General features: G+C 60.5%; 10 protein-coding genes. 5 read left to right on the top strand and 5 right to left on the bottom strand.

Annotated elements, in window-relative coordinates; translation table 11 throughout:
• Positions 1-151: 151 nt before the first annotated feature.
• Together GVL50_RS16370 and GVL50_RS16365 are read right to left on the bottom strand one after the other, a co-directional pair.
• Entirely contained in the window at positions 152-1033 is an 882-nt protein-coding gene (locus tag GVL50_RS16370) for a dihydrodipicolinate synthase family protein (RefSeq protein ID WP_159814248.1), read from the bottom strand.
• Between the two features lie 23 nt (positions 1034-1056).
• Entirely contained in the window at positions 1057-1839 is a 783-nt protein-coding gene (locus GVL50_RS16365) for an aldolase (RefSeq protein ID WP_008076855.1), read from the bottom strand.
• Positions 1840-1945: 106 nt separating this feature from the next.
• On the opposite strand from GVL50_RS16365, the gene GVL50_RS16360 reads away from it, so the two are divergent.
• Entirely contained in the window at positions 1946-2488 is a 543-nt protein-coding gene (locus tag GVL50_RS16360) for a helix-turn-helix domain-containing protein (protein ID WP_159814246.1), read from the top strand.
• A 186-nt stretch (positions 2489-2674) separates the two neighbouring features.
• On the opposite strand, the gene GVL50_RS16355 is transcribed toward GVL50_RS16360, so the two are convergent.
• Positions 2675-3694, bottom strand: coding sequence for a DUF4917 family protein (locus GVL50_RS16355; protein WP_159814244.1), 1020 nt, complete (start codon positions 3692-3694; stop codon positions 2675-2677).
• Between the two features lie 156 nt (positions 3695-3850).
• Here GVL50_RS16355 and yiaY point away from each other — a divergent pair, with 156 nt between their 5' ends.
• A complete protein-coding gene (gene yiaY / locus GVL50_RS16350; protein ID WP_159814242.1) occupies positions 3851-4999 on the top strand; it encodes an L-threonine dehydrogenase in 1149 nt (382 codons plus the stop codon).
• Here yiaY and GVL50_RS16345 read toward each other — a convergent pair.
• Both GVL50_RS16345 and GVL50_RS16340 read right to left on the bottom strand, forming a co-directional pair.
• Positions 4996-6162, bottom strand: coding sequence for an MFS transporter (locus tag GVL50_RS16345; protein WP_159814240.1), 1167 nt, complete (start codon positions 6160-6162; stop codon positions 4996-4998). The two genes, yiaY and GVL50_RS16345, sit on opposite strands and share 4 nt — an antisense overlap.
• A 15-nt stretch (positions 6163-6177) precedes the next feature.
• Positions 6178-7422 (bottom strand): aminotransferase class I/II-fold pyridoxal phosphate-dependent enzyme, encoded by a 1245-nt coding sequence (locus GVL50_RS16340; protein WP_159814251.1) that lies wholly within the window; start codon positions 7420-7422, stop codon positions 6178-6180.
• Between the two features lie 223 nt (positions 7423-7645).
• Here GVL50_RS16340 and GVL50_RS16335 point away from each other — a divergent pair, with 223 nt between their 5' ends.
• From GVL50_RS16335 to GVL50_RS16325, 3 genes are all read left to right on the top strand, one after another.
• On the top strand, positions 7646-8548 hold the full coding sequence (locus GVL50_RS16335) for a LysR family transcriptional regulator (RefSeq protein WP_053117982.1): 903 nt from the start codon (positions 7646-7648) through the stop codon (positions 8546-8548).
• 229 nt (positions 8549-8777) lie between these two features.
• A complete protein-coding gene (locus GVL50_RS16330; RefSeq protein ID WP_159814238.1) occupies positions 8778-9971 on the top strand; it encodes a CaiB/BaiF CoA-transferase family protein in 1194 nt (397 codons plus the stop codon).
• Positions 9968-10894, top strand: a complete 927-nt coding sequence (locus GVL50_RS16325) for a hydroxymethylglutaryl-CoA lyase (RefSeq protein ID WP_159814236.1) — start codon at positions 9968-9970, stop codon at positions 10892-10894. The genes GVL50_RS16330 and GVL50_RS16325 overlap by 4 nt, the downstream gene beginning before the upstream one ends.
• The last annotated feature ends 144 nt before the right edge of the window (positions 10895-11038 follow it).

Raw genomic sequence — 11038 nt, 5'->3', positions numbered from 1 at the left:
TTCAGGATGGTGCAGTTGGGGCTGGCCTGCCGCACACATCCCCTGTAGGAGCTGCGGCACGCTGCGATCTTTTGATTTTGAACTTGTAAAAATCAAGATCAAAAGATCGCAGCGTGCCGCAGCTCCTACAGGGGTTTTGATTGCCGGGGGATCAGCGCAGGGTTTTCAGGATTGTTTGTAGTTGGGTCTGGCCTGCCGCGCTCAATGCAAATACCGGCAGGCGTGGATCACCCACTTCCAGCCCGGTCTGGCGTAACCCGGCCTTGATCGTCGCCGGCAAGCCGCCCTTCAGAATGAAGTCCAGCAGCGGCAACTGGCGATAAAACAGATCCCGCGCGCGATCCAGATCGCCCGCCATCGCTGCTTCATACAGATCCAGATTCAACTGCGGAATCAGGTTCGGCGCTGCCGTGCACCAGCCCTTCGCCCCGGCCGCGAATGCTTCCAGTGCCAGTGGATTGCAGCCGTTGTAGAACGGCACGTGGCCTTCGCCGAGCAATTGCAGCTTGTGCATGCGCTGGATGTCGCCGGTGCTCTCCTTGACCATGGTCACGTTTTCCACGGCATTGACGATGCGCAGAATCAGCTCGACCGACATGTCGGTGCCGCTGGTGGCCGGGTTGTTGTAGAGCATGATCGGCACGCCGATGCTCTCACCGATCGCGCGGTAGTGGGCGAGGATTTCCGCTTCGGTGAGTTTCCAGTACGAGGCCGGCAGCACCATCACCACGTCGGCGCCGTGGGCTTCGGCGAAGCGTGCGCGACGCACGGCTTTGGCGGTGGTCAGGTCGGACACGCTGACGATAGTCGGCACCCGTTTGGCCACGTGCTTGATACTGAATTCAGCAACTTGATCCCACTCCGAATCGCTCAGGTAAGCGCCTTCGCCGGTGCTGCCCAATGGCGCGATGGCGTGGACGCCGCTGGCGATCAGGCGGTCGATCGATTGGCCGAGTGCTGGCAGATCCAGCCCTTCGCCATTGGCGCTGAACGGGGTGATGGTGTAGCCGATGATGCCGTGAATGTTGGACATGGGAGCGTCTCCGTAATGAGGTTTCAGTTCAGGCAATCGGCGTGTTGGCGCAGGTTCTGCCGAGCGTAATAGTTGAAGGCGGCGGCGTGGCGTTTCGGCTTGGCGATCCAGTCATGGGCTTCGCGGCCCAGCGCGGGGATGATCGGTTTGATCGTGCCTGCCGCCATCGCCAGTAGCTGCAACTTCGCCGCGCGTTCGATCAATTGGGCGATGACACACGCCTCTTCAATCGTCGTGCCGGTCGACAGCTGACCGTGGTGCGAAAGCAGAATCGCGCGTTTGTCGCCCAGCGCACCGGCGATCAGTTCGCCTTCTTCATTGCCCACCGGCACGCCCGGCCAGCCTTCGAGAAACGCGCAGTCGTCGTACAGCGGGCACAGATCCATGTGCGAAATCTGCAGCGGCACTTCCAGCATCGACAATGCGGCAACGTGCGTCGGGTGGGTGTGGATGATGCAGTTCACGTCCGGGCGAGCGCGGTACACCCAGCTGTGAAAACGGTTGGCCGGGTTGGCCATGCCGTGACCTTCGAGAACCTCCAGATCCTCGTTGACCAGCAGCAGGTTGCTCGCGGTGATTTCGTCGAAACCCAGGCCCAGTTGCTGAGTGTAATAGGTGCCGGGCTGCGGGCCACGGGCAGTGATTTGTCCGGCCAGGCCGGAGTCGTGACCGTTTTCGAAAAGAATCCGGCAAGTCAAAGCCAGCTTTTGCCGGTCTGTCCACGTATTATCCGCAAGGCTTTTTTGCATCTGGGTCAGCGCTTGCTTGACCAGTTGGTCTTTGGGTAGTGCTAATGTCTTGGCCATGTCTGTGTCCTTTGGGTGGTTGCAAATGACACGAAAGAGGCTATATGACACAAAGTGTCATTGGCAAGCACAAATCGTCGCTTCCTTGATGGAATAACCGCTGCGCATGTCTATCCGTTTGAAATTATTAAGAAAAAAACTTGGCGTAACCCTTGAGGCACTGGCCGAAAAATCCGGCATGACCAAGAGTTATCTGTCGAAAGTCGAGCGCGGGCTGAACACCCCGTCGATTGCCGCCGCGTTGAAACTGGCGAAAGCGCTGAACGTGAAGGTCGAGGAATTGTTCTCGGAAGACAACGTCAGCCTCGACAGCTACAGCCTGGTGCGCAGCCATGAACGTCAGTCACTGGCGGCAAACGATCAGAGCCCGGGTTATGCGGTGCTGGCGCATCAGGTCAGCGAGCGCAATTTGCTGCCGTTCATCATCTATCCGCCGAGCGAATTCAGCGACAAGACCTTCAAGGAGCATCTGGGCGAGGAGTTTTTGTTCGTTCACGAAGGGCAGGTGGAAGTGGATTTCATGAACGAGAAAGTGCTGCTGCAACGCGGCGATGCGCTGCACTTCAATGCACAGAAACCGCACCGGATCCGGTCGGTAGGGGAGGTGCAGGCGCAGTTGCTGGTGGTGGTGCACAGCGCTGAGGATTGAGGCGCCCCCAAAAGCTTCGCGAGCAAGCCCGCTCCCACAGGGGAATGCATTCCAAATGTGCGAACTGGCTCGCCACCGATTGATGCTGACTGACTCAACGATATCGCTGGCAAGGCAGTTCCCACAGGGGAATGCGATTCACATGTAGGAGCGGGCTTGCTCGCGAAGGCGTCGGTGCGGCTTACATCAAACCTCGACCGGTACCGACAATTTCGGACTGCCCAGCGCATGCGTCTTCGCATCAAAAAACCGCAACTCAACCCCCGTCCCGTCAAACACCTGCGCGTAGTGCCGCTTCTGATGCTGCACAAACGCCGCACTGCGCGGATAAATCGAGATGGCCACAGTCTTCGGTTTCGCCAAGCGTAGCGCCCGCACAATGTGCGCATCCTGCTCGGCCAACGCGTGGCCAAATATACACAAACCGCCGCCATGCCCGAGCAATTGCTGATAACAGAACGACAGATAATCCGAACTGCGAATGGTTTTGAGCTTGTCCGCACTCGGCCCTTCGCTGACGAACAGCGGCACGTCATCCAGCGTCTTGATCGTATTGTTGATCGCGAAGCTGCCGAGCAGCGTGCCTTCGGTCGACGTCAGTTTGCGTGCGGTGCCGTCCTGATTGCGCACCAGGTGCAGACCGCCATGCAGGTAAAGCAAACGCGGATTGTCAGTGGCGCTTTCGGCCAGATCGAAACTCGCGTTGGCGCCGTTGAACAGGTCGTCGATGGCATCGCTTTGGTGTTGCAGCGCCCAGTAGTTGAGCAAGTCGTAATTGGTGGTGAACACTGTGCGATAGCGCGCCAGTTCTTCATTCAAAGTCGCCAGCGTCGAGGCTTTCACCAGTCGCCACGGAATGTGCACGGCGTGCACCGTGTTGATCAGCGCTTCCTTGATCGCGTAGTAGCGATTGCGCGGGGCGGCGGAGCTGACGGCCAGCGCCTTGTTGACCCGGCTGGTGGTTTTCAGCGCGCCGAGCACCTGCTCGAAACTGCGCGTCTGCATGGCGTCGAACACCGCCAGTTCCGACGCACTCAGCGGTTTCTCCTCCACGGTGCGGGCGTTTTCGAACAGCGAGTCGTAGCCGAAATCGTCCCACACCGCGCGGCTGGCGCCATTGCCCACCAGCAGGCCGTTGAACTCGGTCGCGGCGCGCAGGGTGTTCCAGTCTTCAAGGCTGGCGTCGACATCCAGAAAATCGGTCATTGCGTAGGCGGTCTCAAAACATAGGGGCTGATGGGCGGCGACTTTATCACGAGCGGGCATTGAGCCAGATCAACATCGGCGCTGACCGATCGGTCGATGCTGTGCTTATCCGCTGAATCGCAGCAGTCGATTCGGCCCCTGTCAGGAGACGCGCGCATGACCAGCACCTTTTTCATTCCGGCGGTAAACATCATGGGCAACGGCTGCCTCGACGAAGCCATGGTCGCGATCCGCAACTACGGTTTTCGCAAAGCGCTGATCGTCACCGACACGTGGCTGGCCAAGGCCGGTGTGGCGACGATGGTTGCCGAGAAGCTGGCCATGCAGGACATCGATTCGGTGATTTTCGACGGCGCCAAACCGAACCCGAGCATCGCCAATGTCGAATCCGGACTGGGTTTGCTCAAGGAAACCCGCTGCGATTTCGTCGTGTCGCTGGGCGGCGGTTCGCCCCACGACTGCGCCAAGGGCATTGCCCTGTGTGCGACCAACGGCGGGGAAATCCGTGATTACGAAGGTGTTGATCAATCGAGCAAGCCACAACTGCCGCTGATCGCGATCAACACCACCGCCGGCACCGCCAGCGAGATGACCCGTTTCTGCATCATTACCGACGAATCGCGTCACGTGAAAATGGCCATCGTCGACCGCAACGTCACGCCGCTGCTATCGGTCAACGACCCGGAACTGATGGTCGCCATGCCCAAAGGCCTGACCGCCGCTACTGGTATGGACGCATTGACCCACGCCATCGAGGCTTACGTTTCGACCGCCGCCAACCCGATCACCGATGCCTGCGCGTTGAAAGCAATCACCCTGATCAGCAACAACCTGCGCCTGACCGTGCGCGACGGCACAGATCTCGCCGCGCGGGAGAACATGGCCTACGCGCAGTTCCTCGCCGGCATGGCTTTCAACAACGCCTCGCTCGGTTTTGTGCACGCGATGGCGCACCAGTTGGGCGGTTTCTACGACTTGCCCCACGGCGTGTGCAACGCCGTGTTGCTGCCGCATGTGCAGACCTTCAACGCGCTGGTCTGCGCCGATCGCCTGACCGATGTCGCCCACGCGATGGGCGCCGACATTCGTGGTTTCAGCGCCGAGGAGGGCGCGCAAGCGGCGATCACCGCGATCCGCACCTTGGCCAAAGACGTCGACATCCCGAGCGGTCTGCGCGAACTCGGCGCCAAACTCAGCGACATCCCGATCCTCGCCACCAACGCACTGAAAGACGCCTGCGGCATCACCAACCCGCGCGTGGCGGATCAACGGCAAATCGAGGAAATCTTCCGCAACGCCTTCTAACGCTTGCCATCACCCGGCGCGAACTTCACGCAGAGCATCGCGCCGACGGCCAGCAACGTGCACAGCAGCGATAACGGCCAAGCCTGTGGACTGGCGATCAGACTGGCCATCGCGCCAATGATCGCCGCCATCAATTGATGAATGAAGCCACTCAGCGCCATCGCATAAGCACCGGTAATCGGCGAGCCATCGTTGGCGCGTGACAGGCTGATCGGATAGTTCAACGATTGGCCGAACACCGCCACGCAATACGGCAGCCAAAACAGTAGCGCGATGGAACTGGCCGCCAGACTGCCCAGCAACATCACGCCGCTACCGGCCAGCACCAGACCGACGCCAACGGTCATCAACCACGCCTGACCGGTGCGCAACACGAAGTGATTGACCGCCAGCGCACCCAGAAAATACGCCGCGCTGATTGGCCAGCCGAGCAAACCGTAATCCACCGTCGACCAGGCGAACGGCCCCTGCAAAACCAGCGGCGCTGCGGTGTTGAAGGCGATGATCACGCCGTAGCCCAAACCACCGGCCAGCGCCGGCAAAAGAAATGCCCGATGCAGCAGAATCTGCCGATAAGCCGACCACGATGAAGCGCTGACCGGTTCGTCGGCGACTGCAGGGAACGCCACCCGCGAGACGATCAGCGCCATCACCAGGCAGACCACGCCGAGCAGGTAGAAAATCGCCGGCCAGCCCAGCGTCACCTCAATGATCGAGCCCAGGTATTGGCCGATGCCCAGCGCCACCACGAATGAAATCGAAATCCACGACAACGCCTTGGCCAGCAGGTCGCCGCGAAAGCTGTCGCGGATCAGCACCCGCGCCATCACCGAAATACCGCTGGCGCCGACGCCTTGCAGCAGTCGCAGCAGCAAAAACCACTCAAGCGTCGAACCCAGCGGCAAGGCCAGATTGGCCAGGCCGTAAATCGCCAGCGCCGCCAGCAACACCGGTTTGCGGCCGATGCGCTGGGCCAGACTGCCCCAGAACAACATCGGCAGCGCCATGCCGATCAGGTACAGCGACAACCCCCACGACACCTGCGCAGGTTCCGCCGCCAGATAACCGGCGATTTCCGGCAGCGCCGGCAAATAAATACTCATGCCCAACTGGGCGAGAAAAACCGTGCTACAGGTGATCAGGAGAGTGACGCTGGCGTTCATGATTCGTCCCTGTTTTCAGTCGTCGAGATCACAACGGTGGGTGCGCAACAGCTCGGTGATCAGTTCACAGAAGCGGCGGATCAGTGCTGGCGGCATGTCCGCGCGCAGCGTAATGCGGATGGCCGCCTTGCCTTGTGCAACCACCGGAAAAAACACCGCACTGGTGAAAAATCCCTGTTCGGCCAGTTCGCTGGCCACTCGATTGGCCACCGCCGCCTGCCCGCATTTGATCAAGCGGATGGCCATGTTGCTGTGGCATTGATCGGTGCTGATCAGGCTGTCGAAGAGGCGGATATTAGCCTGAAGATTGCTTTGCAGCGCGGCGAATTCAGCGCTGCGATGCAGGCGGATCGACGCTCTGCCGGCACCAATCGCCGCGCAGTTGAGACTCTGCGACCAGTTGCTCGGCCCGCCGTAACGCTGGATCAGAGTTTTCTGCCGCTCATTGCCCAGCATCACCAAACCACCGCTGGCGCCAAACGACTTGGCCAGCGACGCGACGATCAGGCAATCCTCTTCCAGCGCCGCCACCCGTGGCCGCACCAGGCCGGCGCCGTGCTGACCGACCGCGGACAACGCATGGGAATCATCCAGATACAGAAACAGCCCGTAGCGATCCTTCAGATACAACAGACCTTCCATGTTGGCGACGCCGCCCATGCTGTACGCGCCATCGGCGACATACGCCACGCGACCGTGTTGCTGGCAGGCGCGTTCGAGAAAATCCATGTCGTTGTGCGGCGCGGTGACCACGCGGGTTTCATCGGCGCACGCAGCTTTCAAATGATTCATCGAGTAGTGCGCGTGGCGGTCGAAGACCATCACCGGCGGCTGACCCTCGGTGAAGATGCCGCTGGCCAGCAACGGCAGGATCCCCGCGCTGGCGGCGCTGCACGACAAAGTGCTCAGACAGACGGTGTCAAAGAGTTGCGACAGCTCGTTTTCGTACTGCTCGAGAATCGCCAGTTTGCAGCGGTTCTTCGAATTTGCGACGCGCAAACTGCCGGTTTCACGCAGGGCGGCGATGGCGCCTTCGAGCAGGGCCGGGTGGTGATCGAGCCCGAGATAAGAGGTCGTGCAGAAGTGATGGAATTCACGCCCGTACTGATCGAGCAAGTGATTCGGACTTTTTACTTCGACATTGAGACCGGCGACTTTGCCGTGTTCGGCGATGTCCCAATCGTAGTCGGCGAGGGCAATGATCTTGCGGAAATTGGAATACAGATTCGGGGTGTGCAACGGAAGATTCACAGGCGACATTCCTTGAGCGTAGCGATCCATGGGGTGTTGCAATTTGTGTGTGTTGCCAGACTTTACAGAGCGAAAAGTCGGACAAAAATAGGCCGATTCCGCGAATTCTGAGAGGCAACAGAGTTTTGTTTGTAGGGCGAAGCCACGAACGTCGGCGGATTAATCACATGTCTGACTTCAACGAAAACCGGGCTATCCTGCCGACTCGAATGACCCCGCCAGCGAGCCTTCCATGCTGCAAAAAAGCCTGATTCGCCGCCTCGATCTGATCACCCTGCAACTGTTTGTCGCCGTGCATGAAGAGGGCACGCTGACCCGCGCCGCCGCGCGCGAAGCCATCGCGGTGTCGGCGGCGAGCAAGCGCTTGATGGAACTGGAAGAAGCGCTGGGCATCAGCCTGTTCGTGCGTCAGGCCAAGGGCATGACGCTGACGCCGGCGGGGGAAACGCTGCTGCACCATGCGCGGCAGATGTTGTTTAACGTCGAGAAGATGGGCCTGGAACTGGGCGAGCACAGCCACGGTGTGCGCGGCTATGTGCGGATGCTGGCGAACCTCTCAGCGATCATTCAGTTTCTGCCGGAAGACTTGCGCGACTTTTCCGCCCGGCATGCGCAGGTCAAGACTGACCTTGAAGAACGGCCCAGTGCCGGGGTGATCCAGGGCGTGCTCGATGGCGTCGCGGATCTCGGTATTTGTTCCAACGACAGTGACATCAAGGGCCTGCACAGCGTGTTATACCGCGAGGACAAACTGGTGGTGGTGATGCTGCCGGAGCATCCGTTGGCCGCGCGTGAATCGGTGGCTTTTGCCGAAACGCTGGACAGTGATTACGTCGGTTTGCACGCGGCCAGTTCGATCAACATGCGCACCCACGCGGCGGCGCGGCAGGCGGGCAAGGTGCTGCGCATTCGCATTCATGTGCCGGGGTTTGATGCGGTGTGCCGGATGGTGCAGGCCAACATGGGCATCGGGATTTTGCCGCAGCGGGCGTATGAGTTGTTTGGCCAGGCGCTGGGGCTGCACGCGGTGCCGTTGACCGATGACTGGTCGGATCGCGCGTTGATTGTGGTGGTGCGCGATGAGGCGGGGTTGTCGCCGGTGAGCCGGTTGTTGTTTGAGCATTTGCGTGGCTGATATGCCTATCATTTGTGTCGCAGATACCCCCCTGTAGGAGCTGCCGAAGGCTGCGATCTTTTGATCTGTTGTTTTAAGAGCAAGATCAAAAGATCGCAGCCTTCGGCAGCTCCTACAGGGGCGGTGCGTTCGCATTTCGCGAACACCCTTTGCCGAACGAAGGTTGGATTCCTTCACCATCAGGCCTCTAGTCTTGCCGGCATATTCCAAGAACAAGAGGTACCCCGCGATGACTGCCCCCCTGAGTGCGATCAAAGTGATCGAAATCGGCACCCTGATCGCTGCGCCGTTTGCCGCGCGCATGCTTGCCGAGTTCGGCGCCGAGGTGATCAAGATCGAAGCCATGGGTCAGGGCGACCCGCTGCGCAAATGGCGCAAGCTGCACGAAGGCACGTCGCTGTGGTGGTACCTGCAATCGCGCAACAAGCAGTCGCTGGCGCTCAATCTCAAATCCCCGAAAGGCATCGAACTGGTCAAACAACTGGCGACCGACGCCGACGTAATCATCGAAAACCTGCGCCCCGGCGCGCTGGAAAAACTCGGCCTCGGCTGGGACGTGCTCCACGCGCTCAACCCCAACCTCACCCTCGTGCGCATCTCCGGTTACGGCCAGACCGGCCCTTATCGTGATCGCCCCGGTTTCGGTGCGATCGGCGAGGCGATGGGCGGCATCCGCTACACCACCGGCACCCCCGGTTCGCCACCGGCGCGGGTCGGCGTCAGCCTCGGCGATTCGCTGGCATCCTTGCATGCGGTGATCGGCGCGTTGATGTCGCTGCTGCGGGTCAAAACCGGGCAGGGCGGTGGCCAGATCGTCGATGTGTCGCTGGCCGAAAGCGTGTTCAACGTCATGGAAAGTCTGGTGCCGGAATACGACATGCTCGGCCACGTTCGCGAACGCAGCGGCGGCGCGTTGCCGGGCATTGCACCCTCCAACACGTACCTTACGGCTGACGGCGCTTACGTGGTAATTGCCGGCAACAGCGATCCGATCTACAAGCGGTTGATGCAAACGATCGGTCGCGATGATCTGGCTGACGCCGAAGAATTCGCCCACAACGACGGCCGTGCGGCCAAGAGCGGAATCCTCGACGCCGCCATCACTCACTGGACGAGCAGCCTACCGATCAACGACGTGCTCGCCGCCCTCGAAGCTGCTGAAGTCCCGGCCGGGCGCATCTATTCGGTGGCCGACATCGTCGCCGATCCGCACTATCAGGCGCGCGGCATGCTGCTCGACGCCGAACTGCCCGGCGGCGCAACCGTGAAGATGCCCGGTATCGTGCCGAAACTCTCGGAAACCCCCGGCGGCGTGAGCTGGTCTGGGCCGACCCTCGGCCAGCACACCGACGGTATTCTCGCCGGTCTCGGCCTGACTGAACTCGACATCAAACGCCTGAAAAGCCAGGGAGTAGTGCAATGATTTCCGACTATTCGCAAACCTTGATCGTCCAGGAAGTCTCGCCTCGCGACGGCTTGCAGATCGAGCCGACGTGGGTGGAAACCGTCGACAAAATCGCGCTGATCGATCAACTGTCGCTGGCGGGTTTCAGCCGCATCGAAGCCGGCTCGTTTGTGTCGCCGAAAGCCATTCCGGCGCTGCGTGACGGCGAGCCGGTGTTCCAAGGCATTCTGCGTCAACCGCAGGTGATTTACGTCGCGCTGATCCCCAATCTCAAAGGCGCGCAGCGCGCACTGGAGGCCGGTGCCGATGAGCTGAATCTGGTGATGTCCGCCAGTCAGACGCACAACCTCGCCAACATGCGCATGCGCTGCGAGGATTCGCTGGCGGCGTTTGCCGACATTGTTGCTTTTGCCGATGGCTCGGGTGTGCGGCTCAACGGCAGTATCGCGACGACGTTCGGTTGCCCGTTCGAAGGCAAGATTGACGAGGATCGCGTGCTGCGGATTGTCGACGCTTATCAGGAACTGGGCATTCAAGGCATAACCCTCGCTGACACCACTGGCATGGCTAATCCGCGTCAGGTGGATCGCTTGGTACGGCGGGTTTTGCAGCGGGTTTCGACGGCGGATCTGACCCTGCATTTCCATAACACCCGGGGTTTGGGGCTGTGCAACGTGCTGGCGGCTTACGAGGCTGGCGCCCGACGTTTCGATGCAGCGCTGGGCGGTCTTGGTGGCTGTCCGTTTGCACCGGGGGCGTCGGGCAATATTTGCACTGAAGACTTGGTGAATTTGTGCGATGAGATCGGCATTCACACCGGCATCGACTTGCCGCTGCTGTTGAAGCTGTCGCGCGGATTGCCGGATCTCCTCGGCCACGAAGTCCCCGGCCAACTGGCCAAGGCCGGGCGCAATTGCGACCTGCACCCGATCCCCACCTGAATCCCCCTCTGTAGGAGCAAAGCTTGCTCGCGAACGCGGTGTGTCATTCAGCAGTGATGCGACTGCCCTGACGCCTTCGCGAGCAAGCTCGGCTCCTACAGGAACAGCGTCATAACCAGACAACAAAAACAATCGGACGCCCAC

The organism is Pseudomonas sp. 18058 (genome assembly GCF_902706155.1).
GTDB classification, from domain to species: domain Bacteria; phylum Pseudomonadota; class Gammaproteobacteria; order Pseudomonadales; family Pseudomonadaceae; genus Aquipseudomonas; species Aquipseudomonas rustica.
Note: the sequence above shows the minus strand (reverse complement) of the source record. Positions and strands in the feature narration are given on the sequence as shown.

What these genes read in the sequence shown, in the direction of transcription:
- GVL50_RS16370 (WP_159814248.1), bottom strand. Translation starts at nt 1,033, where the DNA reads ATGTCCAACATTCACGGCATCATCGGCTACACCATCACCCCGTTCAGC.
- GVL50_RS16365 (WP_008076855.1), bottom strand. Translation starts at nt 1,839, where the DNA reads ATGGCCAAGACATTAGCACTACCCAAAGACCAACTGGTCAAGCAAGCG.
- GVL50_RS16360 (WP_159814246.1), top strand. Translation starts at nt 1,946, where the DNA reads ATGTCTATCCGTTTGAAATTATTAAGAAAAAAACTTGGCGTAACCCTT.
- GVL50_RS16355 (WP_159814244.1), bottom strand. Translation starts at nt 3,694, where the DNA reads ATGACCGATTTTCTGGATGTCGACGCCAGCCTTGAAGACTGGAACACC.
- yiaY (WP_159814242.1), top strand. Translation starts at nt 3,851, where the DNA reads ATGACCAGCACCTTTTTCATTCCGGCGGTAAACATCATGGGCAACGGC.
- GVL50_RS16345 (WP_159814240.1), bottom strand. Translation starts at nt 6,162, where the DNA reads ATGAACGCCAGCGTCACTCTCCTGATCACCTGTAGCACGGTTTTTCTC.
- GVL50_RS16340 (WP_159814251.1), bottom strand. Translation starts at nt 7,422, where the DNA reads ATGTCGCCTGTGAATCTTCCGTTGCACACCCCGAATCTGTATTCCAAT.
- GVL50_RS16335 (WP_053117982.1), top strand. Translation starts at nt 7,646, where the DNA reads ATGCTGCAAAAAAGCCTGATTCGCCGCCTCGATCTGATCACCCTGCAA.
- GVL50_RS16330 (WP_159814238.1), top strand. Translation starts at nt 8,778, where the DNA reads ATGACTGCCCCCCTGAGTGCGATCAAAGTGATCGAAATCGGCACCCTG.
- GVL50_RS16325 (WP_159814236.1), top strand. Translation starts at nt 9,968, where the DNA reads ATGATTTCCGACTATTCGCAAACCTTGATCGTCCAGGAAGTCTCGCCT.